Origin of the sequence: Mesorhizobium sp. M0159 (assembly GCF_040322295.1) — a bacterium.
Lineage (GTDB): Bacteria > Pseudomonadota > Alphaproteobacteria > Rhizobiales > Rhizobiaceae > Mesorhizobium.
The window spans coordinates 1-20,946 of the sequence record NZ_JAMYTF010000056.1 but is presented as its reverse complement, the minus strand read 5'-3'; the positions used below and the strand labels follow the sequence as shown (position 1 = coordinate 20,946).

Genomic DNA, 20,946 nt, shown 5'->3' with positions numbered 1-20,946 from the left:
CTTTGGCCGGTCGTCTTCCCGAGGGACTTTGGAGACCGACGCAATGTCCTTGCTTAGAGCCAAAATCCAGGATGTCTTCAACGAGCCTGCCTGCGAGAAGAACCGCGGCAAGAATGCCAAGGCGAGCAAAAAGGGCTGTTCGAAGCCACTGACCCCCGGGGCGGCGGCCGGCGGCTGCGCCTTCGATGGCGCCAAGATCGTGCTGCAGCCGATCACCGACGTCGCGCACCTGGTCCATGCGCCGCTCGCCTGCGAGGGCAATTCCTGGGACAACCGCGGTGCGGCTTCGTCCGGGCCAACGCTGTGGCGCACAAGCTTCACCACCGATCTCACCGAACTCGATGTTGTGATGGGGCAGGGCGAGCGGAAGCTCTTCAAAGCGATCCGCGAGATCAAGGAAGCGTATGGGCCGCCGGCTATCTTCGTCTATCCGACCTGCGTGACGGCGCTGATCGGCGACGACATCGAGGCCGTCTGCAAGCGCGCTGCGGAAAAGTTCGGCCTACCGGTGGTGCCGGTCAATGCGCCGGGCTTCGTCGGCTCCAAGAATCTCGGCAACAAGCTTGCCGGCGAGGCGTTGCTCGAGCATGTCATCGGCACGGTGGAGCCCGACGATGCCGGCCCTTACGACATCAACATTCTTGGCGAATTCAACCTCTCGGGCGAATTCTGGCTGGTGAAGCCGCTCCTTGATCGGCTGGGCATCCGGGTGCGCGCCTGCATTCCGGGTGACGCGCGTTACTTCGACATTGCCTGCGCGCACCGCGCCCGGGCGGCTATGATGGTGTGCTCGACCGCGCTCATCAATCTCGCCCGCAAGATGGAGCAGCGCTGGGACATCCCGTTTTTCGAGGGCTCCTTCTACGGCATCACCGACACCTCGGAAGCGCTCCGACAGATCTCTCAGCTGCTGGTGAAGAAGGGTGCCGATCCGGAGATCCTCTGCCGCACCGAGGCATTGATTGCAGAGGAGGAGGCGATCGCTTGGAAGAAGCTCGCGGCCTACCGGCCGAGGCTCGAAGGCAAGCGCGTGCTGCTCAACACCGGCGGTGTGAAGTCCTGGTCGGTCGTCCATGCGCTGATGGAGATCGGCATCGAGATCGTCGGCACCTCTGTCAAGAAGTCGACCGTCGAAGACAAGGAGCGCATCAAGCAGATCCTCAAGGACGACAACCACATATTCGAGCAGATGGCGCCGCGCGAACTTTACGCCATGCTCTCGGAACACAACGCCGATATCATGCTGTCGGGCGGGCGCACGCAATTCATCGCGCTGAAGGCCAAGACACCCTGGCTCGATATCAACCAGGAGCGCCAACACCCTTACGCCGGCTATGACGGCATGGTGGAACTCGTACGCCAGATCGAACTCGCCATTCATAACCCGATCTGGCGCCAGGTGCGGGAGGCGGCACCATGGGATTGCCAGCCTGCGGTGAGGGAGGAACTGCCGAGCACGAAAAGCGAGGCCGCGACCTTGCATGCTGTCCAGGAATTCGCCGGCACGATGGCCGACGATTTCGGCGAGTGTTGAGGAAAGCCGATGGTCCGTATCCTTCCCCAGACCAAAGCGGCGGCGGTCAATCCGCTGAAATCATCGCAGCCGTTGGGTGCCGCCTTCGCCTTCCTTGGGGTCGACGGTGCGATGCCGGTGTTCCACGGCAGCCAGGGCTGCACCAGCTTCGCGCTCGTGCTCTTCGTGCGGCATTTCAAGGAAGCCATCCCCTTGCAGACAACGGCGATGGACGAGGTGGCGACGATCCTCGGCGGGGCAGACCATCTGGAAGAGGCGATCCTCAACCTCAAGGCCCGCACAAAGCCAACGCTGATCGGGGTCTGCACGACGGCGCTGGTCGAAACCCGTGGCGAAGACTGCGCAGGAGATATCGCCGATATCAGGCTGAAGCGCATGGAAGAACTCGCGGGTACGGAGGTGGTGCTAGCCAACACACCGGATTTCGACGGCGCGATCGAAGAGGGCTGGGCCAAGGCTGTCACCGCGATGATCGAAAGGATTACGGGGCCCGGCGAGCAGGCGCGGCAGTCGAAGAAGATCGTGATCCTGCCTGGCTGGAACCTCACTGTGGCTGATATCGAGCATTTGCGTGAGATGGTTGAAAGCTTTGGACTGAAGCCCGTGATTCTGCCAGACATCTCCGGCTCGCTCGACGGTACGGTGCCCGACCGCTGGGTCACCACCACCCATGGCGGCACCAGCGTCGAGGATATCCGCGAGCTTGGCACGGCCGAGCGATGCATCGTCATCGGTGAGCATATGCGCCGCCCGGCCGAGCTGCTGCAGAGGTTGACCGGCGTGCCTTACGTGCTGTTCCGGTCGCTGACTGGATTGAAGGACGCCGACCGGTTCGTCTCGCTGCTGTCCGCGGTTTCGGGCGCGGCGGCGCCGGCTCGGGTGCGCCGTCGCCGGGCGCAGTTGCAGGACGCGTTGCTCGACGGACATTTCCACTTTGGAGGCAAGAAAATTGCGATCGCTGCTGAACCAGACCAACTCTACCAACTCGCGAGCTTCTTCATCGGCATGGGCTCCGAAATCGCGGCGGCGGTCACCACGACCGACATGTCGAAAATTTTGGAGGAAGTACCGGCGCAGTCGGTTCAGATCGGCGATCTCGGCGATTTGGAAGCTCTTGGCGCCGGCGCTGATCTTCTCGTCACTCATTCCCACGGCCGCCAGGCGGCGCAGCGCCTCGGCATTCCGCTCATGCGGGTCGGCTTCCCGATCTTCGACCGGCTCGGCAGCCAGCACAAGCTCACAATCCTCTACCAGGGGACCCGCGACCTGATCTTCGAGGTTGCCAACATTTTTGAAGCCAACCGGCACGCGCCGACGCCTGAGGCGCTTGATCCACTCCGCAAGCGAGAAATGCCAGATGAGCTCCGTTCGTCGCCTCTCGCTCGTCACTGACGAGGTTCACGCACCGAGGCCGGAACGCCAAGCCGGCGCATTGCGCGTGGCGATCGCCACGCACGACATGAAGAACCTCAATGCCCATTTCGGATCGGCCAGGCGTTTTGCTGTCTACGATGTGATGCGCGAGGAATGGAATCTCGTCGAAGCCGTGGCCTTCGATGACGTTTCCGACGAGAGCGGGAATCATCGGACTGAGGGCGATGATCGCATCACCCCGAAAGTCGAGGCGCTGAAGGGCTGTCATCTCCTGTTTTGTCTGGCTATCGGCGGACCTTCGGCAGCCAAGGTTGTTTCGGCAAAAATTCATCCGATCAAAGTGCCGCAGCCCCAAACCATCCAAGAGGTGCTGTTGCGCACGCAGATGATGCTCAGGACGTGTCCTCCCCCTTGGCTGCGCAAGGTGCTGGCGCAGGCAGGTGTCGCCGAACAGAAACCGTCCTTCGAGGGCGAGGACTGAAATGAGGAGTAGGCGAAATGTCTGACGCCGTGGTTAGCCCTGCTGTCGCCGAAGACGAGGCGGCCCTTGCCACCCCGTTCGTCAAATGTCTCGTGCGGCTGGTCCGGGCTCATGATTCCCACGGGTCTTGGGAAGGCAAATCGGACGCCGAGCTGCTGGGCGACTTCATCATCACCAGGGAACAGCGCCGTGCGATCCCGATCATCAGCGATCCCGATCCGGACGTGCTGTGGAGACTCGAGATGTTTTACACCGCCGTCGGGCTTGCGATCGAGGAGCGCTCCGGCCTGATGGCATCGCCGATGATGGAGATGAGCCATGAGGGCTTCGGGCGCGTGCTTCTCACGGCCGGGCGGTTGGTCGTTGTGTCGAAGACTCTGCGCGACGTCCACCGGTTCGGTTTCGAGACGTTCTGGAAACTCGCCGCGGCGGGCACGCAACTGGCCGGCGATGCGATCACAGCCATTGAAGCCTATCCTGAGGTGGCGCGGGCATGATGGAACCGGCTCTTCGAGCCCGGGGATCATGCCAAGCCTTGAGGACAGGCCATGCTCAACCCACTCAGCCAAGGCGGTCGATGCCGATTTGGTTCTTGGGGTAGCTCTGATGAAGCCATTGGTCCTGATCTGTTCGCAAGATGCTGAGTTGTATCTGTTCCTCAGCCACATTCTGGGGGTGGACGGCTTCACGAGTGAGCCGGCAGGCGGCGTGAAGGAAGCACTTGCATTGGCCGATGAACGGGAGCTCCAGGCGGTAGTGCTGGACTGCGGCCCAGCAAGCGCGACAGGCTCCACAATCTGCGCCCGGTTCAAGGGGGAGCCCCGGACCGGCGGCCTGCCCGTAATTGCGCTGATCGCGCCCGGCGCCGAGAACCAGCACCTCGATCTCTTGAAGGCAGGTATTGACGAGAGCTTTGTGCGGCCCTTCGCGCCGGCCAAGCTGCTCGACTGTCTACGGACGAAGCTGGCGCTGCCGAAGCCGGGTTCGAACGGGATTGAAAACGGCGGCTGGATCTCCTGTGGCGACCTTGAGATAAGGCTCGATGCCCACCGCGTTCGGGGTAATGGCCATGAAGTCCACCTTGGGCCGATCGAGTTCAACCTGCTGCGGCTTTTGCTTGAGACTCCCGGCAAGGTCTTCACCAGAGACGAGCTGATCAGCGCGGCCTGGCCGGCCAATATCCATGTCGGTGTACGCACCGTGGATGTCCATATCAGCCGGCTCAGAAGGGCGCTGAAGGCGGCCTCCCCCTCCAGCGTCATTCGTACCGTCAGGTCGGCCGGCTACTCGCTTGAGTGGCCGGACGGCTGAATAGATAACCGATGTGGTGCCACTCCGCATTTCCGCCGTGCTGAGGGCAAGTCTTGCGGCTTCGAAACGCGCCGGCAGGTACGACATATTCAGAAAGAAGCAGTCAAATGGCTTTCAGAAGCGTACTCAGTGTGACGGGAGCTGACCACTCCGATCAGGATGTTAGGACAGCTGCCAGCTTGTGTGCCGAAGTCGGCGCGTATCTTGCCGTACTGGTGATGTCGCCTCCGCCGCTCATTATGCCTTCTCCGCTGCTCGGCGATGGCATCCCCGAGTGGCCAGGACAACGCGCACAGGCCATCGCCAGACTGGACAAACGGTTTAGGCAGATCGAAAGATTTTCACAGGACACGGCCAGTCTGGAAAAAACATCCAGGGAAATTCACAAACTGCTGAGAGCCACGTGGCGGTGCTATGATGTCGATATTGCCAACTGCGATCAGGCCAGCATCGGTGACGCGGTGCGACAGCGGGCGCTCTGCAACGATCTGACAATCGTCGGCCCCGCACTTCTCAACGACATTAGCGTCGGTCCCCTTGTTATCAACGGCAGCCTATTCGACACCGGAAAGCCGGTGCTTGTCGTGCCGGAGGGCGCTGAGGCGACTCTGTCTCCACGGCGCGTGCTGGTCGGCTGGGATTCGCGAGTCGAGGCGTCCCGTGCGGTTCGGGAAGCGCTGGATCTGCTAGCCGGTGCTGAGGAAGTTCGTGTCGCCCTCGTCGATCCGGAGGCGACCTGCACCGGAAACGATACCGAGCCAGGAGCCGATATCGCTGCCTATCTCACTCGGCACGGTGCTCGGGTCTCGGTTGACCTGCTGGCGAGCGCCGGAAAATCGGCAGCCACGGTGCTCGCGCAGCATGCAATCGACACGTCTGCCGACATGATAGTCATGGGCGCTTATGGCAACCGCAGGCTACGTGAGCGACTCTTCGGCGGCGTGACGAGATGGATAGTTGGGAAGCCGTCATTGCCGTTGTTTTTGGCTCGATGACGGGTTCCAAGCAAGCACCGACGCTGTTCGAAGCTCTACCCCCCTGGTCACCTATCCTGATGCCAAGTCGGAGGAAGATCGCGCAAAGCGCAACTTTCGCGAAGCTCGAATCTGCAAGCGCCGTCGCCGAGACATCCCGGACCTCTCTAACGCGCGCTCGGGGGTTCTCCTCGCCCGAGATGATCCGTAACGCGGAGCCCAAAGGCCGCGCAGAGGTACAGGCGCTCCTCAATGCACTCAAAACCACCGCTTCAGGTCGGCGTCAGGTCGAGAAAGAGAGTCGCTTCAGCGCGGCAGGCCGCGTTCGGACCGTAGCCGCATCGTATTGGCGTTATCACGATTTCCCTCACACTGGCCGGGAGCTGACCACCGCAACGAGTGGCCAAGGCACCGACCTTCGAGTCGGGACGGCCGGGCTCTTGCCGGCGTCGGCGCGAACGATGGCATCAATCGTCTTGTCATCTCTGGGATGGTAGCCCGGGTTAGTGGCGGACAGCCGCATCTCCAGCGTTTCCCGTTGGTCCGGCCCAACCTGCGTGGCGACCGAGCGGTCTTTGGGTTTGCAATTCCGCCAACGCTCACATCCGCACGAAGCGGTCCCTGCAGCGCCTGAGCACAGGGAACACAGAAAATATCGGCACAAAGCAGGAACCCCGGAGAGTTCACCGGCCGGCACAGGCCGGCACTCATCCGGCCTTTTTCGCCGCGACATCATCATCGATCTGAGGATGGCGGTATTGGCGAGCTACAGCTGGACCTGCTTCGGTCGCGAAGAACTCCCATGACGCCAGCCCAGGAATTCAATCCAAGGCGGGCGAGGGGGCACAGGCCGCGCTCGGATGGAGCGGCCCCTTGCAATCGCAAATGGCGAGATCGCTACCGCCTCCGGACCGGAACGGCAAGACGCTCAAGCCGGTGGCGTGAAGCGGACGATCATGACGAGCCTGACGACGTCCATCGGCCTCGTCCCTCGGCCCGAATGCATATTGAGTCGTCCGCGCCACGCTTTTCTGCCGATGCGAAGCGCGTGATGCTTGTCCAAAACCTGACAGCGGCAGAAAACATGTCGCGTCCAACACAACCGGCTATCTTGGGCACCCCGAAAGTTTTTTAAAGTGTAATCAAGCGTTTAGCGCGCTGAGCGCGTTGGCACGGCCTTTGCGAATTGAGATTCAGCAACACTGAGTGAAGGCTGACTGCACGCAGATGCGCAAGACGAGCGATGCTCTCCATTCCTTGAACCCTCGTGCCCCGTCTCAAAGGGGGAACAAGCTTGCGCATAAGGTCACGCAACTTTTGGCAACAGCTTTGGAGACAACATGGTACTGCAGATGGGGTCACCGGCTCCTTCGATCAAAATGGAGGACTGGCTGCGTGGCGAGCCCCTTGCGAACTTCCAGCCCGGCAAAGTCTATATCGTCGAATTTTGGGCAACTTGGTGCGAACTATGCATGGCGGAGATGCTCGATCTGATGCGGCTCCAGGAAAAATACAGGGACAGCGGACTTGAGGTCGTCGGCGTCGCGGCTAATGAAGACGCTCCAACGGCCTTTGAGGCTCGCACCAAGTTGGACGCGTGGTTGACCGAAAAGTGCTCGCATCTGAGCTATCGGATCGCGTTCGACCACACAGGTGAAATGAACAAGCTTTGGATGAAACCCAGCTTTTCCGCCGGGATTCCGACTTCGTACGTGGTCGACCGAGACGGCCAGATCGCCTTTATCGGTCATCCAAGCCAACTCGATGAGGTTTTGCCGGAAGTGCTCAACGGCAGCTGGCGCACCAGCGACAAAGCGAAAGCCGCCGATACGGAGCGGATCGCCACAAGCGAACCCATGGCGCGCCAACAAGCGTTGAAGAAGCCGATCGATGACAGATTCTGGGCGGCGGTGAAGTTAGAAGATTGGAAGACGGCGCTCTGGGCGATCGAAGAAGGCATCGCCTTGATGCCGGACGACATCAATTTCCGCCTGGCTCATGCGCACCTGTTGCTTCACAAAATACAAGACATGTGGACCGGCTTGCCCGTGATGCGCGAATTCGTGCGCGACGCGATCGACAAGAACTCCCAGGATTGGATGGTTTCGGCGCTAGACCAGCTTTTCCATCCGGCCAATGACCATTCGCGCCTTCCCCCCGCTGAGCGCTTCGCGATGGGCAAGGAGCTGTCCGAACACATTCTGGCACTAAATCCCCCGCAAGGCGACAGCCCTAAGTTCCGGTCTTATCCCGCGGTCGCCCGGTACTATTACGAGAACGGCAACAACGATCGCGCGATCGAGTTGGTCGAACTGGCACTGCAGTCGCTGGACGGTCCGGAGCCTGTCCCGGACGAATTGAAAGAGCACCTTCTACCGGATTTGCTGCAGGCCCTCGCCACCTACAGGGGTGTGAAGGTTTGTGACGGCGCTCTCTGTGCGGCTCCACAAAACAATTTCCCAAACGTGCCAAAGCGCGGTCGGCCGAGGAGAAAAAACAAAAAGGGTTGATTGGTCGAAATGGATTACTGGCCAATTCGTCCATTTCCTGGTGTGGCCGCAGCAAGGAGGGTCCATGCAGCACTTGGTCGATTGTTTGCAGCAGGATCGAGCCTCGAATCTTCATGATCTGTGGCCGCATTGCGGCGGAAATAATGTTCGACGCGAGTTCGCGTGGAAGACCTCGCAGTCGAGGAGGTGTTCAAGGTCGGCCACGGGGACATCAATTGCGTGGAATGGGCCGCCCCGAGCCAGGCGTCGGCTGCGCAAGGGTGCCCGAAGTAGGCGTCCCCGAAAACAGGCAGCGTGCTTCGAGGAAGAGGACTGAAATTGAGGAGAAGGCGAAATGTCTGATACCGTGATCAGCCCTGCCGAGGACGAGGCGGCGCTTGCCACGCCTTTTGTCAGATGCCTCGTGCGGCTGATCCGTGCTCAAGAGTCCTACGGCTCGTGGGAAGGTAAATCGGACGCCACGTTGCTGGCCGACTTCATCGTCACCAGAAAACAGCGCCCTGGGATGCCTGTCATCGACGATCCCGATCCTGACGTGCTGTGGAGGCTCGACATGTTCTAAACCGCCGTCGGGCTCGCGATCGAGGAGCGCTGCGGCCTGATGACATCGGCAATGATGGAGATGAAATTCACGAGGACTAGGGGCCGCATGCTTTCCACGGCCGGGCAGTTGGTCGTTCTGGCAAGACGTTCATCGGTTCGGCTTCGAGATGCTCCGGAAACTGGCTGACGCCGGTGCGAAACTGATCGACGATGCGACCGCAGCCACTGAAGCCGGTCCCGGTGTGGCGCCGGCGTGATGAAACCGATTTCGAGGAAGGGTTTATGTCAAAGCTAGATGAAATGGGGAAGAAAGTCCGAAAGCTTCAGCTGCGCGCAGCAGTCGCCAAGATGAAATTGCGCGACCTTGCAGAGGATCTCCCGGGAAAATGGACGGAGATAGAGGACGTTGCCAAGGAAACGTCCGCCGTTTTTGCCGAGTTGGATGGTGCCAAGAGAGAGATCGCTGCAATGAAGAAGTTACGATGAGGAGCACATTCACCACCCGCGACGGCTCCGGATGGATGCCGGAATATCTCACCGCTATAAACGGCACGACCTGCATCGGCTGCGGCCGCTGTTTCAAAGTCTGCTCGCGCGAGGTCATGCATCTTTACGGCGTCGATGACGCGGGTGAAATCCTCGGCGCCTGCGACGACGAGGATGACGATTTCGATGGCGAGCTCAATCGCATGATCATGGTCGTCGATCATGCCGGCCGCTGTATTGGCTGCGGAGCCTGCGCCCGCGTCTGCCCGAAGAACTGCCAGACCCATGTTGCGGCCGACCAGGTCGCAGCATGATCTGAGGAGACAAAACCAGGAGAACGGCGTTGCCCTTTAGAATCTTTTGTCGCGTCCTGGGGCTGGTGCTGTGCAGCACCGCATTGACTGTCTACTTCGCTTCTCATTCCATCGGCACAGTAGTCGTGACGACGCTGACTTGTTCGCTGCTCCTTCAGCTCGCGTATTTCGCAAGCGTGCTCTTTCTGATCTGGCGGTCTGGCTGCGTTAGCCGAGCTGGCCAAAGGGCTGAGCATTTCGACAGTTGCAAGGAAGTTGGATCTGAGCCGGTGATGAGGTGACGAATGAATCCGCAGATTTGCTCCAGCGCGATCAAATGCTGGCCATATCGCTGCTGCTGCCTTCAGGCGCGTTGACAAGATCAGAGCTGACGTGCTCCCCGTTCTGTCCGCGTTTATAAGTTAGCCCTGTTCACTTTTGAGCTGCTCCCCGTCTTTGGGTCGCCCCGGGCCGGAACTTCCGGGGGTAATGTCTCAGGGCGGCACGGCCGCTGATGAGCCTTTCATAAGCGATTCGGCGGCTTGTTGCCGATCGCGCTGTGTGGCCGGACTGTGTTGTAGTCCTTAAGCCATCAGGACCGGGCGAACGTCGATGACGGTGAGTTACGGGCGTCTCGGAGGTTGACCGGGCTGTACCGGCGAAAATCGAAGGCCAATCTAGCGGCTGAGCTAAAAGTAGGGGTCCTGTTGGAGATCAGTGATGACGACTAGCCAAAGTTCAAGAGCGAAGCCTTCGAGGCGATCCACAGCGCCGTGGAAGGCATGTACCGGGCTGGAACGATCGACAAGGCGACGCTGCGCAGCTTCGACGGCAGTTGCCTAGCGGTGCCGCAAGAATTCGCGCCGGACGAGATCAAGGCGCTGCGTGAGAAGAGCCATTCAGCGAGCCGGTGTTCGCGCGCTATCTGAACACGTCGGAATCGACGGTGCAGAAGTGGGAGACTGGCGCCAAGCGGCCGAGCGGGATGGCGCTGAAACTGCTGTCCGTGGTGCAGAAGCACGGACTGGAGGTGCTGCGCTAGGCGTTTCGCCGCTACGTGCGATAAGGCAAGCTTACCGGACATAAAACGGTGGCGACAGGCGCGGCGGTTTGTTTGCATTTGCGTTGCTAGAAGAGCCGCGATGTTTCATGCTACGGACAATGATTCTCCGCTCCAAACCGTCGCAGCGCCATGGAGTCCAACTGCCTGGACTCGCGCTGGCCGGGCCTGCGGTGCCCGTGCCGACGTGGCTCCGCCGGGCGACGCTGCAGCCGCAGACGCTTGAGGATACGGCGATTCTTGCCGGGGCTGCGATCGGCGCGCTCGATTCGGTCTGCGCCGGCAGGAGCGGTGGGCCGGGGTCTGGCGGCAGCGGCTGGCGCTGGCCGCGGCGGCGGTGACCGCACGGCAGGCGGGGCGCGTCGAGGATGAGGCTGCCTTACGCGACGCCGTGCTGTTCGCCCGCCCCGGCGATATTTTGTCAAGGTCGACGACCCTCGGTCCAGCCGGTCTTTTGCTGGTCGCCTGGCGCCGGCTCGCCGGTCGGCCCGCAGAGGATCTTCTGACGAAGAAGACACTCACCGCGGTGCTGGAAGAATTTGGCTATGCCCACGACGACGAGGTGGTCAGCAGTCTGGTGGACGAGCTTCGCCAACTCGGCGCCAGCGCCGGGACGGTCGAAACGCTGACCGGTGCGGTCGCGGCCGCCGTGCGCCATGGCTTCGGGAGTGGCGTCGGAGCATGGCTGGCCGACGCCCTGCTCGCCCAACGGCTGGGCTGGGAACGTGCCGTGCCGCTGCTCGGCGCCGAGCAGGTTTTTGGAATAGGCACGGCCCGCGCCGCGCGGCGTCAGGCATAGCGGCCAGCGAGCCGGACAGTGGACGTGCAAAAGGTCTGCTCGCCGCCCAGGCTCGCGCGGCACTGCGGGCGATCGATCTGTCGGTCGAGCTGGAGCGCCGCGCCGACCGCCTGCTCGGCATCGCGCCGAAGTTGAGGGCAAAGGGTGCGGACGCTATTGTCGAACAGCTGCTATCCGACGACGCGCTCGTCGCGTCACGCGGGGACAAAAAGGTCGCGATGAGTGACCGTGGCCTGCGCCGGCTGTTCGACCGTCTGGTCGATCTTGGGGCCGTGCGGGAGCTGTCCGGCCGCATGACCTTCCGCATCTACGGGCTTTAGGCGATGTCGCAGGCGGCGCCGAGCGCGAAGAGCAAGGCACGAAGAGGCGACGGTCGTTCAAATGACCATTTGTTTGACCGGGAGTTGGATCATCTGCCGCCGGAGGTGCGCTGGCGCGAATGGATGCACCGCGTCGAGGCGACGATCTTCGCCGCCAGCGAACCGGTCAGCCGCGAAATGCTGGCCCGCATCGTCGGCAAGAGCTGCAGCATCGATCTTTTGATCGACGACATTCGCGAAGAACTGCGCGGCCGGCCCTACGACTTGGTCGCCGTCGCCGGCGGTTTTCGGCACCTGACCCGGCCGGCCTACGGCGATGCCATTCGCGCTGCGGTCGGCACGAACGAGCAGGAGCAAGAAAACCTCTCGCATTCGGAGGTGCTGGTGCTGATGTGCATCGCCTATTTCCAGCCAATCACCCGCGCCGAACTGTCCTCCTTCTTCGGCAAGGAGATTTCTCGCGACCTGATCGGCCACCTGCGCGGCTTCGGTTTGATCGCCTCCGGTCCACGCAGTCCGACGCCAGGCGCGCCCTATACCTATGTCACGACCAAAGAATTCCTGCTCGAGTTCGGGTTCGACACACTGCGCGATCTTCCTGACATCGAGGCGCTCGAGGATGCGGGGCTGCTGTCGAAGGAAAAGTTGCTCGCCGGCGACATCATTCCGGACTTTACCGGCAGCGAGGGAGAAGATGCTGGCGTCGCCAGCGATGAATAATTCGCTGCGTCGCCAGGGGGCCAACGGTTCGTGGCTCCAGAGTTCATTCGCGCGGGATTGCAATTCACGGAGACGCTTTCATCTGATCCCAATGCGGCGGCGTGCGAATAGGCCTCGCGCAAAGCCGTAAGGTCAGCCCCGGTCGGGGTTGCCTGCACAGCCCCCTCGTCGATCCCGGCGTTGGCCCATGAAATCCGCAATGCGGGTGATCAACCCGTCGTGACCGCCTGCAGCCATGATGGCTCGAGGCCGCTGGGCAATGGATCGTCATCATCTGCCGTCAACAAGTTGCCGGGCTTGTCCGCGAGCCCTGCGCAGATCGAAGACGCATCTGGCGCAGAAGTGCTGCGGCATCAGTTCGGTCGGGTTGAAGGAGCCAACCCCGCTTCGAGCAGAAGGTCGAGGCGGGGCGACCACATCCCGTCGCCAAGCCCGAGGACGCCGGCGAACGACGACGGCCCGAGGCCATGCGCGAGCGCGAGACGTTGAAGCCAGCTCGACAGCAGCTCATCCGGAAGGGGGTCAACGTAAACTGGCCACCGGTTATAAACTACGTCCCTGTATCGCTCGCGGATCTCAATGGCGAAGCCCGCGCCGATCGCGTCACTGTTCACAAAAACAAATCGTCGCGTGCCGATGCCCGTCGGCGCTTCGAGACCGGGATGTAGTGCAGCTCCTCGAACCCAGATCTCGTGATCCGCTCCGTGCCAGACCTCACTGCGGCCAAAGCGGCCGTCGTGACGATCGCCACAAATCTCGCGACCATTGCGTCTCGGACCAACGCAGGTCGCTTACGATTGCCAGAACATGAATCGGCTCCCTGCACGTGATAAGATCGCTGAGCACCGAAACGCGGCTCACCGCATGGCTCATTAGAACTTGCCGGTTTCCCTGAACACTTCGAAGGTTGCGCGGATGTGGTCCGCTACTGCCTTGACCGGAGCGCTGGCATCCGGCGCCACTACCATGGCGAGATTGTAGGTGCCGATATCCGGCATGCCGTCCTTCGGGCAAAGCTCGACCATGTCGTTGCCGAGGAAGGATTTTGGCAGCGGCGCGACGGCAAGGTCGGCCATGATGGCGGCGCGCTGGCCGGCAGTGTGCGCGCTCATATAAGCGACGCGATAGTTGCGGCCCTCGCGGCTAAGCGCCTCCAGGGCGGCGGCCCGCCAGGCGCAGCCTTCTTCCCACAGCGATACGGGTAGCGGCTCGCGTAGATGCGCGCAGCCGCCCTTGGCGCCGGCCCAGACGATCGGCTCGGTGAGCAGCACCTCGACGCCGAGCGTACTGGTCTTGTAGGAATTGGTGAGCAGTGTGATGTCGAGCGCACGGTCATCCATGCGCCGGCGCAGATTGCTACTCTGGTCGATGGTGACGTCGACGGCGATCGACGGATGCGACTGCGCGAAACGCTTCAGCACATGCGGCAGCACCCGTTCGCCGTAATCATCCGGGGAGCCCAGCCGCACCACACCGACAATATCGGGAATGATGAACTTCGACAACACTTCGCGGTTGATCGACAACAGCCGGCGCGCATAGCCAAGCAGCATCTCGCCATCGGTGGTCAGTGTCACCGAACGCGCGTCGCGCGCGAAAACGGAGCGGCCGAGAATGTCCTCCAGCTTCTTGATCTGCATGGAGACGGCCGACGGCGTGCGGAACACGGCATTGGCGGCCGTGGTGAAGCTGCCTGTTTCGGCAATTGCCACGAAAGTGCGCAGGACATCGAGGTCGAGCAGCGGCAGCGGATGATTGAGTGGGGCGTTCATTGGGACAAAGCTTCAATTTTTCTGATGAGAACGGTCATTCCGTTTCGTTTTATTGAACAACGCTTTGGGAGGATAGTCAACTCCATCGAAGGAGCAGGCATCGATAGCGGCCATGAAACGACCACGGCACAGACCAGCAAAAAACATGCCGGCCCGTCGCGACCCAACCTGAAGGAGAATGAAATGCCTATCCTGTCATTTTCCTTGGCCGCCTTGTGACCGAATTCAGGGCAGCCCGCGCTTACCAGACCGAGCGTGCCATCCATTGGTTGCCGATCGAACTGCAGCAGGACATCGGCTGGCCCGAAGCCGCCAACACCAGGACAGGTGCACGCAGTGGCGTTGGATCGTGGGTTGGAGCGTTCGTGCGTACTGGCTTGAGGCAGATTGCTATCAACCTGGAGGAGAGGACCCAACGACTTGTGCTCAAAGCCGCCGGAAAACCAGATGTATGACCGCCCAGCTAGCAGAACTTGACGTAGAATCACCTCGAAAGGTGGCGAGCGTCCACAGCTAGGCGCCGGTTGTCGCGTATGCGACGCAATGATTTCGGCTTGAGCTCTCGCCGCACTCGCATGTAAACCATTGAGAACAGTAAAGAAAAAATCCCATGCTGTTTCTACGCGGCTGGCACGACTTTTGAAGCTCCTTCGTCGCGGCGGCAGGGCCTACCTGTCGGGATCACATCGCGATCAAAGGAACGAAGGAAGGAAAGCAGCATGTCAGATCCGTGTCAGATCGCATTCTGTGGAAGAGGTAAATCCGCATCTCCCAAAATCAACTCGCCAGTCTGTCAGCTTTCAGACAGAACGATCTCGAAAGTAGGCTGTGACCCCAAGGCCACTGGGCAGTGAGGGGAATGATGGCGCCATCAGGTGCAGAGCGCGCCAACATTCAGGGGGCAAAGCATGATTTCGCGGCAGCCTATAATTCCAGGTGGCCGCACGCCTATTTCCGTGCGCACATGGCCCTGGACTATATGCTCCCAGATCGAGCCAAGCCCGTTTTCGAAAGGATCTTCGCCGATTATCGACGCATTCGAAAGAAAACTAGGTTGAAGATTATCGATGTCGGTTGCTCCTATGGCATTAACGCCGCCTTACTTCGCACCGATCTCAATCTCGACGATCTGTATGCTGCCTATCTGAGACCTAGCGGATCGCTCTCGCGCCGACACGAGATCGAGCATCGCGCCTTCTTTCGCAATCGCGGCCTCCGTGACGACATCCAGTTCGTCGGCGTGGACCCATCGTTCCGGGCTGTTCGCTATGCGCAAGTTCTGGGCCTGCTGGAAGCCGGTATCATGGCTGATCTGGAAACCCGTGACTTGACGGTCGAGGAACGCTGCGATCTCGCGGGTGCGGATATCGTCATCAGTACAGGCTGTGTGGGTTACGCCACAGAGCGAACATTTGCGAGCGTGTATGAGGCGTCGGCGACGTCACGCCCGTGGGTCGTTGCCTTCGCGATGCATCCCTTCAGCTATGACAATATCGCAATGGCCCTTCGGGATTTCGGACTGGAGACCAGGCTTGTAGACCGCTTCAGACAGCGCCAGCGCCGCTTCTCGACAGTGAGGGAACGTCGGGCCATCCTAACCGCAATGACCAAGCTCGGCATTGAGGATCGCTTGGAGCGCACGACTGGCTATATTTACGCGTCCTGCCACATCTCCGCACCGCCGGGCGAATTGGTCTGAGCCCCTCTCAACAGGCATATCTCCAGGCGAATCGACTGTCGCGACACATCACTTTTCGGCGGGAAAACCGTGTGCCCCTTCATCTTGGAGGCCCGCCACGGGAAGGTGCGGAAAGCCGGGCGTAGGCGCCGCAAGCGGTGCTAATCGCTCTCCCGCGCATCAACGGTAAGCGATGCGCCAACGGACCTTGCAATAGGCCGGATGAACATCTCGAGCCATGACATTGGAACATGCGGGGGGCGATATGGCGCCGACTTAAGCGGCGCCGATGAAGATCTTGCACGGTGCCCGGGCGCATTGCTTACGAAAAAGCCTAAGGTCTCCTTCGTATAGCAGAATGTACGCTCCGTGCGGATAGATAGCGTCATCGGGGACAACCTCCCGGACGCAGGCAAGGAGAGGTCGGAGCGTGCGGGGTGAGGGGACGCGCAACAGCGAAGTATTCGGTCAAATTCTGGAAGGATTGCACCCCCCTTGTTCGACCCATTGGCTCCGGGCAGCTTTCACCAGCCCAGAGAGGATCTGCTTGGCGTGGAACGGATGACTTCCCACGGAATGGTGGATCTCACCAATTCTTTTGGGCGCGGCGCGGAGTGCACCAGTCTGCCAACTTGAACCTGCGACACCCACATCGCTTGTTGCCAACAAGGATGATCAGCGGCTCCTCTTTGCAAACGCAATCGTTCATGAATTCCCGTCCCAGGAGCGGCCCGGAGCCTCTTCTGCTGGTCTACACAACTGGTTTCGCCAACCGCTTGGCGGATTGGCGCCTCAGCACTCCCATCAGCATCATCAGCACCAACGAGAGAACGATCCAGGTGGTGGCGACGGCCAGGATGGTTGGACTGATCTGTTCACGCAACCCCGACCACATTTTGCGGGGAACCGTGTAGTATTCCGGACTTGGTGACAGGAATAGCGTGATCACGGCTTCGTCGAACGATGTCACGAAGGCCAGCGCGGCGCCGGAAAGGACGCCTGGCGCGATAAGGGGCAGTGTGACGCGACGAAAGACCATCGTCGGATGCGCCCCCGAACTGAGACCTGCACGCACGAGGCCCTGATCGAAGTTCGATAGGCTGGCCAGCACTGTCACGACGACGAACGGCAGCCCCAAGGTAGAATGAGCGAGCACCAGCCCGAGATAGCTGTCAACGAGACCTACCTTGGCAAAGACAAAATAGGTTCCGGTAGCCAGCACCACGATCGGGACGATCATTGGGGCCAGGAGAAGGCTCACGATCAGGCTGCGCATGGGGAGGCGCTTGTTGAGGCCCAAAGCAGCAAGGGTACCAAGCGCGGTCGCCACAAGCGTCGAAAGAATCCCGACGAAGAAGCTATTGCGGACGGCGACTCTCCAGCCTGCATCTGAAATGAATGCTTCGTACCATCGCGTCGAGAACGCGTCCGACTGAAAGTGCAGCATACCGTTGGTGAATGTGAAGTAGGGCTCCGCATTGAAGGAGAGCGGAACGATGATCAGTATCGGCGCAATGAGAAAGATCAGGATCGCCCAGCAAATGACGCGGAAGAGAACCGACCAAACTATCTCAATGGTGTAGCTGTTCATATCGCGTCCTCAGTTCACCAGCCGGTTGGCGCCGAAATATCGGTGGTAGACGGCGTAGAGGACCAGGACGACGGACAGGAGTATCATGCCCAGAGCCGCGGCTAGACCCCAGTTAAGCGACGACTGAACATGGAACGCGATTATGTTGGAGATCATCTGACCGGATTGTCCGCCGACAAGAGCGGGCGTGATGTAGTATCCAACGGCAAGGATGAAGACGAGAAGGGCCCCTGAGGCAACGCCCGGCAGCGTGTTTGGAAAGTAGACCTTCCAGAAGGCGTAGAGCCGATGGGCACCGAGCGATTGGGCCGCCCGCATGTACATCGGAGATATCGAAACCATCACGCTGTAAAGCGGAAGGATGAAGAAGGGCAGCAGGATGTGCGTCATGGCGATCAGGGTGCCGGCGAGGTTGTAGATCATTCTCACCCTATTCTCGTCCGAGATGACCCCGAAGTAGACGAGCAGGTCGTTTAGAACGCCCTGAGATTGCAGAAGCACGATCCAGCCGGTGGTACGAACAAGCAGGGACGTCCAGAACGGCAAAAGGACGAAGACGATCATAATCGAGCCGAGAAGCTTCGACGACGTCGCGATCAGATAGGCCACGGGATAGCCAAGAAGGATGCAGAGTGCCGTAACTGAAAACGCAACCAGAAAGGTTCTCGCGAAGAGCGTGGTGTGGATACGATTCTCTTCAGGGACGCGTTCGACGGCGCCTGATACGCTCCGGCGGAAATCCACCGCTGCGAGGTAATAGTTGGCGTCCACCGAGCTACGCAACTGATTGATGGCCTGCCAGGTCGATTGTTCACGCCACACAGGATCCGCTTGTAAGAACCATTCCGAATAATGATCGGTGTGAGGGTTCTGCCCGAGGCGCCGCGCCATTCTTGTGACAGCACTACGAAGCCCAGCGGCCTCGACATTCAGTCGATTGGCTATGAAGCCGACTGTATCCGCCTGCCGGGCTTCGATCAGATCGTGTGCGAGAGCCTGAAACGTCCTCTCGTCGGGGGCACCGCTTCCACTCCAACTCTGAAGTGCCTGTACGGTCCGCGGCAGTCCATCGTGAATGGTCGGATCGTAAACGCTCAAGCGGAGGATGTAGCCGAGCGGAAGGAGGAAGGTGAAGAACAGGAACAGCAACGCAGGCGCCAGAAGGAGAAGGCCCTTCCGCGTTTCGCTCCGGCGAGACCGCGCGACCTGCCGGGCGATTTCTTTAGGCGTCGCGAAGGCGGCCGCAGCCCCGTTAGCCATTGCCAGGCACTCCATCGGATAAAAAGGCCCGCGCGTCGGTGGCTTGCCAACCGAGCAGCACGGCCTGACCGACGGAGATCTGTGCGATCCCGTCCCTGTTCGGCTGTCTCATCGTCACGGTCTGCCCGTCTTCGAGCTGACACGAAAGGCGCAGATGATCTCCGAAGTAGACCACTTCCTTTGCGATGGCTTTGGCAGTGTTTGCGAAAACCGCACCATCATGTGCCAACGACACGCGCTCCGGACGAAGCGAGACCACCGCGCCATCACCCCGCTTCAAGGATCCGACCGCAACGCATTGCATGTCGACTTTTCCGACGGTTACGACGCACTCGTTGCGAGCAGCCGAAGAGATCACGCCGCTCAGGTGGTTATTCTCGCCCACGAATGACGAGACAAATACCGTTTCAGGCGATTCATAAATCGCGCGGGCAGGGCCGACCTGTTCAATGATGCCGTTGTTGAATACCGCCACGCGGTCTGACATCGCCAAGGCTTCGTCCTGGTCATGCGTGACATACACCACGGTAAGGCCGAGCTCCTCGTGCAGGTGCTTGATCTCCATCTGCATGTGTTCGCGAAGCTGCTTGTCGAGCGCGCCCAGCGGTTCATCCATCAGCACTAGCGACGGCTCGAACACCAGAGCACGGGCGAGGGCCACTCGCTGCTGCTGGCCACCTGAAAGCTGAGCGGGGCGACGGTGCGCCAATGCGCCCATGCGGATCCGTTCCAGCGCCCCGCTTACGCGTGATGCAATCTCCGGCTTCGGCATCTTGCGCGCCACGAGGGGAAACGCCACGTTCTCCTCAATGGTCATGTGAGGAAACAAAGCATAGTTTTGAAAGACCATGCCGATATCCCTCCGGTGAGGAGGAACGTTCGTGAGGTCGCGGCCTGCTACGGTGATCTTGCCGCCCGTGGGCCGCTCGAAACCTGCAAGCATCATCAGCGACGTTGTCTTGCCAGACCCCGATGGGCCCAGCATCGTGAGAAATTCTCCCTTTGCTATGGCAAGGGAAAGGGACTGCACGACAAGGGAAGAGCCGTCGTAGCTCTTTTGCACTTCGTGGAAATTCACGAACGCTCTGGTGTCGCTATTCATGATCTCTCGTTCTGGCTCGTGGTACTGGCGCAGCCACCGCATCGATCCGATGGCCGGAGCAACGCTCCGACCATTCTTGTGCAATTCGTGATCGAATTACTTGGCCATCCAGGTCGCCCAGCGCTGGTTGATCTCGTCCTGATGATCTGCCCAGAACTCGAGATCGTTCGCAAGAGACGTCTTGAAGTTGGCTTCGTAGGTCGGCAGGCTGGTCCGGATCGCCTCCGGGATCAGAGACTGCGAGGATTTTCTGACCGGGCCGTAGCTGATATACTTCGTCACGTCGGCAAGGCGCTGGCCTGTCGTTGAGAACTTCACAAAGTCCAGAGCCGCGTCCTTGTTCTTGCTGGCCTTCGAAATCGCCCAGACGTCAAGGTTCCAGATCTGTCCATCCCAAACGATCTCGAAGGGTTTGTTCTCCTTGGAGATCGCGTCGTAGATCCGGCCATTCGCCGCTGCCGTCATCACGACTTCGCCGTCTGCGAGAAGCTGCGGTGCCTGAGCATGCGCGCCCCAGAACACGACGTCCTTCTTGATGGAGTCGAGCTTGGCAAACGCCCTGTCGAGACCTTCTTTGGTCGCGAGCGTTTCGTAAACCTTGTCGTTCGGCACACCATCGGCCATGAGCGCCCACTCGAGGTTGACGTTTGGCTTGTTGCTCAGGCCGCGCTTGCCCGGAAACTTCTTCAGGTCGAAGAAATCGGCAATGGTCTTGGGACCGCCGTTCGGGAACTTGGTCTTGTCGTAGGCGATAATGTTCGACCACATGATGGTTCCGACGCCGCAGTCCATCAGGGTGCCTGGCAGGAAGTCGTCCTTAGCGGCGGTTCCATCGGCAGCCGGAGCAAGCTGGGAGGCATCGATCTTTTCGATGAGGCCGTCATCGCACGCTCTGAGCGCATCCTGAAGCTCGAGGTCGATCACATCCCAAGCGCCATTGCCGGATTGAACCTGGGATCGAAGTTCTGCGAGACCACCATTGTAATCGGCGGTGAGTACCTTGGCGCCTTTCTCGGCCATGTAGGGCTCGATAAACGCCTTTGACTGACTGGCCGTGTAGGCACCGCCGAACGAAGCGACAACCAGTTGGTCCGCCGCGAAGGCTACGGAAGATACGGTAGAGATGCTAGCAGTCGCA

General features: G+C 60.4%; 22 protein-coding genes and 3 pseudogenes. 18 read left to right on the top strand and 7 right to left on the bottom strand.

The window, feature by feature from the left end; genetic code table 11:
• The first annotated feature begins 43 nt into the window (after window positions 1-43).
• From nifE to NKJ32_RS30595, 11 genes and pseudogenes are all read left to right on the top strand, one after another.
• Entirely contained in the window at window positions 44-1,534 is a 1,491-nt protein-coding gene (gene nifE / locus NKJ32_RS30645; RefSeq protein WP_352829851.1) for a nitrogenase iron-molybdenum cofactor biosynthesis protein NifE, read from the top strand.
• 9 nt (window positions 1,535-1,543) lie between these two features.
• Window positions 1,544-2,926, top strand: coding sequence for a nitrogenase iron-molybdenum cofactor biosynthesis protein NifN (gene nifN, locus NKJ32_RS30640; protein ID WP_352829849.1), 1,383 nt, complete (start codon window positions 1,544-1,546; stop codon window positions 2,924-2,926).
• The gene (gene nifX / locus NKJ32_RS30635; RefSeq protein ID WP_352829847.1) at window positions 2,892-3,389 is read left to right on the top strand and encodes a nitrogen fixation protein NifX; all 498 of its coding nucleotides are present in this window, start codon (window positions 2,892-2,894) and stop codon (window positions 3,387-3,389) included. The genes nifN and nifX overlap by 35 nt, the downstream gene beginning before the upstream one ends.
• Before the next feature lie 17 nt (window positions 3,390-3,406).
• Window positions 3,407-3,886 carry a NifX-associated nitrogen fixation protein gene (locus NKJ32_RS30630; RefSeq protein ID WP_352495003.1) on the top strand — a complete coding sequence of 160 codons (480 nt, stop codon included), beginning with the start codon at window positions 3,407-3,409 and terminating at the stop codon, window positions 3,884-3,886.
• A 28-nt stretch (window positions 3,887-3,914) separates the two neighbouring features.
• Window positions 3,915-4,700 (top strand): response regulator transcription factor, encoded by a 786-nt coding sequence (locus NKJ32_RS30625; RefSeq protein WP_352517726.1) that lies wholly within the window; start codon window positions 3,915-3,917, stop codon window positions 4,698-4,700.
• A gap of 107 nt (window positions 4,701-4,807) precedes the next feature.
• Window positions 4,808-5,695 (top strand): universal stress protein, encoded by an 888-nt coding sequence (locus NKJ32_RS30620; RefSeq protein WP_352829845.1) that lies wholly within the window; start codon window positions 4,808-4,810, stop codon window positions 5,693-5,695.
• A gap of 1,319 nt (window positions 5,696-7,014) precedes the next feature.
• On the top strand, window positions 7,015-8,184 hold the full coding sequence (locus tag NKJ32_RS30615; protein WP_352829843.1) for a TlpA disulfide reductase family protein: 1,170 nt from the start codon (window positions 7,015-7,017) through the stop codon (window positions 8,182-8,184).
• Window positions 8,185-8,518: 334 nt separating this feature from the next.
• Window positions 8,519-8,984: pseudogene (locus NKJ32_RS30610) on the top strand (NifX-associated nitrogen fixation protein).
• 25 nt (window positions 8,985-9,009) lie between these two features.
• Window positions 9,010-9,213: a CCE_0567 family metalloprotein gene (locus tag NKJ32_RS30605; protein ID WP_352472446.1), complete on the top strand. Its 204-nt coding sequence runs from the start codon at window positions 9,010-9,012 to the stop codon at window positions 9,211-9,213.
• Entirely contained in the window at window positions 9,210-9,527 is a 318-nt protein-coding gene (gene fdxB / locus NKJ32_RS30600) for a ferredoxin III, nif-specific (RefSeq protein ID WP_352829841.1), read from the top strand. The genes NKJ32_RS30605 and fdxB overlap by 4 nt, the downstream gene beginning before the upstream one ends.
• 65 nt (window positions 9,528-9,592) lie before the next feature.
• Window positions 9,593-9,808: an exopolysaccharide production repressor protein gene (locus NKJ32_RS30595; RefSeq protein ID WP_352829862.1), complete on the top strand. Its 216-nt coding sequence runs from the start codon at window positions 9,593-9,595 to the stop codon at window positions 9,806-9,808.
• Window positions 9,809-10,029: 221 nt separating this feature from the next.
• Here NKJ32_RS30595 and NKJ32_RS30590 read toward each other — a convergent pair.
• Window positions 10,030-10,098, bottom strand: a pseudogene (locus NKJ32_RS30590) (integrase core domain-containing protein); the annotation flags it as partial.
• 190 nt (window positions 10,099-10,288) lie between these two features.
• Between NKJ32_RS30590 and NKJ32_RS30585 the strand changes: the two are divergent.
• The 5 genes and pseudogenes from NKJ32_RS30585 (at window position 10,289) to scpB (ending at window position 12,405) form a co-directional block, all read left to right on the top strand.
• Window positions 10,289-10,548: pseudogene (locus NKJ32_RS30585) on the top strand (helix-turn-helix domain-containing protein).
• A gap of 197 nt (window positions 10,549-10,745) precedes the next feature.
• The gene (locus NKJ32_RS35610) at window positions 10,746-10,907 is read left to right on the top strand and encodes a hypothetical protein (RefSeq protein WP_502902711.1); all 162 of its coding nucleotides are present in this window, start codon (window positions 10,746-10,748) and stop codon (window positions 10,905-10,907) included.
• A complete protein-coding gene (locus NKJ32_RS35605) occupies window positions 10,904-11,365 on the top strand; it encodes a DUF1403 family protein (RefSeq protein WP_502902710.1) in 462 nt (153 codons plus the stop codon). Before NKJ32_RS35610 ends, NKJ32_RS35605 begins: the two co-directional genes overlap by 4 nt.
• Window positions 11,248-11,685 carry a DUF1403 family protein gene (locus NKJ32_RS35600; protein WP_502902709.1) on the top strand — a complete coding sequence of 146 codons (438 nt, stop codon included), beginning with the start codon at window positions 11,248-11,250 and terminating at the stop codon, window positions 11,683-11,685. Before NKJ32_RS35605 ends, NKJ32_RS35600 begins: the two co-directional genes overlap by 118 nt.
• A gap of 3 nt (window positions 11,686-11,688) precedes the next feature.
• Window positions 11,689-12,405, top strand: a complete 717-nt coding sequence (gene scpB, locus NKJ32_RS30575; protein ID WP_352829839.1) for an SMC-Scp complex subunit ScpB — start codon at window positions 11,689-11,691, stop codon at window positions 12,403-12,405.
• A gap of 353 nt (window positions 12,406-12,758) precedes the next feature.
• Here scpB and NKJ32_RS30570 read toward each other — a convergent pair whose 3' ends face one another.
• The gene (locus tag NKJ32_RS30570) at window positions 12,759-13,019 is read right to left on the bottom strand and encodes a TniQ family protein (protein ID WP_352829837.1); all 261 of its coding nucleotides are present in this window, start codon (window positions 13,017-13,019) and stop codon (window positions 12,759-12,761) included.
• Window positions 13,020-13,277: 258 nt separating this feature from the next.
• On the bottom strand, window positions 13,278-14,177 hold the full coding sequence (locus NKJ32_RS30565) for a LysR substrate-binding domain-containing protein (protein ID WP_352829835.1): 900 nt from the start codon (window positions 14,175-14,177) through the stop codon (window positions 13,278-13,280).
• On the opposite strand from NKJ32_RS30565, the gene NKJ32_RS30560 reads away from it, so the two are divergent.
• Both NKJ32_RS30560 and NKJ32_RS30555 read left to right on the top strand, forming a co-directional pair.
• Complete coding sequence (locus NKJ32_RS30560) at window positions 14,157-14,396, top strand: hypothetical protein (RefSeq protein WP_352829833.1); 240 nt, start codon at window positions 14,157-14,159, stop codon at window positions 14,394-14,396. The genes NKJ32_RS30565 and NKJ32_RS30560 overlap by 21 nt on opposite strands.
• Window positions 14,397-15,036: 640 nt before the next feature.
• A complete protein-coding gene (locus NKJ32_RS30555) occupies window positions 15,037-15,876 on the top strand; it encodes a hypothetical protein (RefSeq protein WP_352829831.1) in 840 nt (279 codons plus the stop codon).
• Window positions 15,877-16,606: 730 nt separating this feature from the next.
• Here the strand turns inward: NKJ32_RS30555 and NKJ32_RS30550 are convergent.
• From NKJ32_RS30550 to NKJ32_RS30535, 4 genes are all read right to left on the bottom strand, one after another.
• Window positions 16,607-17,446, bottom strand: coding sequence for an ABC transporter permease (locus tag NKJ32_RS30550; protein WP_352829829.1), 840 nt, complete (start codon window positions 17,444-17,446; stop codon window positions 16,607-16,609).
• Window positions 17,447-17,455: 9 nt separating this feature from the next.
• Window positions 17,456-18,706, bottom strand: a complete 1,251-nt coding sequence (locus NKJ32_RS30545; protein ID WP_352829827.1) for an ABC transporter permease — start codon at window positions 18,704-18,706, stop codon at window positions 17,456-17,458.
• The gene (locus tag NKJ32_RS30540) at window positions 18,699-19,808 is read right to left on the bottom strand and encodes an ABC transporter ATP-binding protein (protein ID WP_352829825.1); all 1,110 of its coding nucleotides are present in this window, start codon (window positions 19,806-19,808) and stop codon (window positions 18,699-18,701) included. Before NKJ32_RS30540 ends, NKJ32_RS30545 begins: the two co-directional genes overlap by 8 nt.
• Before the next feature lie 96 nt (window positions 19,809-19,904).
• The gene (locus tag NKJ32_RS30535) at window positions 19,905-20,933 is read right to left on the bottom strand and encodes an ABC transporter substrate-binding protein (protein ID WP_352829860.1); all 1,029 of its coding nucleotides are present in this window, start codon (window positions 20,931-20,933) and stop codon (window positions 19,905-19,907) included.
• Between the last annotated feature and the right edge of the window lie 13 nt (window positions 20,934-20,946).

What these genes read in the sequence shown, in the direction of transcription:
- fdxB (WP_352829841.1), top strand. Translation starts at nt 9,210, where the DNA reads ATGAGGAGCACATTCACCACCCGCGACGGCTCCGGATGGATGCCGGAA.
- NKJ32_RS30565 (WP_352829835.1), bottom strand. Translation starts at nt 14,177, where the DNA reads ATGAACGCCCCACTCAATCATCCGCTGCCGCTGCTCGACCTCGATGTC.
- NKJ32_RS30550 (WP_352829829.1), bottom strand. Translation starts at nt 17,446, where the DNA reads ATGAACAGCTACACCATTGAGATAGTTTGGTCGGTTCTCTTCCGCGTC.
- NKJ32_RS30615 (WP_352829843.1), top strand. Translation starts at nt 7,015, where the DNA reads ATGGTACTGCAGATGGGGTCACCGGCTCCTTCGATCAAAATGGAGGAC.
- NKJ32_RS30555 (WP_352829831.1), top strand. Translation starts at nt 15,037, where the DNA reads ATGATGGCGCCATCAGGTGCAGAGCGCGCCAACATTCAGGGGGCAAAG.
- NKJ32_RS30540 (WP_352829825.1), bottom strand. Translation starts at nt 19,808, where the DNA reads ATGAATAGCGACACCAGAGCGTTCGTGAATTTCCACGAAGTGCAAAAG.
- nifN (WP_352829849.1), top strand. Translation starts at nt 1,544, where the DNA reads ATGGTCCGTATCCTTCCCCAGACCAAAGCGGCGGCGGTCAATCCGCTG.
- NKJ32_RS35600 (WP_502902709.1), top strand. Translation starts at nt 11,248, where the DNA reads ATGGCTGGCCGACGCCCTGCTCGCCCAACGGCTGGGCTGGGAACGTGC.
- NKJ32_RS30560 (WP_352829833.1), top strand. Translation starts at nt 14,157, where the DNA reads ATGATTGAGTGGGGCGTTCATTGGGACAAAGCTTCAATTTTTCTGATG.
- NKJ32_RS30620 (WP_352829845.1), top strand. Translation starts at nt 4,808, where the DNA reads ATGGCTTTCAGAAGCGTACTCAGTGTGACGGGAGCTGACCACTCCGAT.
- NKJ32_RS30605 (WP_352472446.1), top strand. Translation starts at nt 9,010, where the DNA reads ATGTCAAAGCTAGATGAAATGGGGAAGAAAGTCCGAAAGCTTCAGCTG.
- nifX (WP_352829847.1), top strand. Translation starts at nt 2,892, where the DNA reads ATGAGCTCCGTTCGTCGCCTCTCGCTCGTCACTGACGAGGTTCACGCA.
- nifE (WP_352829851.1), top strand. Translation starts at nt 44, where the DNA reads ATGTCCTTGCTTAGAGCCAAAATCCAGGATGTCTTCAACGAGCCTGCC.
- scpB (WP_352829839.1), top strand. Translation starts at nt 11,689, where the DNA reads ATGTCGCAGGCGGCGCCGAGCGCGAAGAGCAAGGCACGAAGAGGCGAC.
- NKJ32_RS30625 (WP_352517726.1), top strand. Translation starts at nt 3,915, where the DNA reads ATGCCAAGCCTTGAGGACAGGCCATGCTCAACCCACTCAGCCAAGGCG.
- NKJ32_RS30545 (WP_352829827.1), bottom strand. Translation starts at nt 18,706, where the DNA reads ATGGCTAACGGGGCTGCGGCCGCCTTCGCGACGCCTAAAGAAATCGCC.
- NKJ32_RS30630 (WP_352495003.1), top strand. Translation starts at nt 3,407, where the DNA reads ATGTCTGACGCCGTGGTTAGCCCTGCTGTCGCCGAAGACGAGGCGGCC.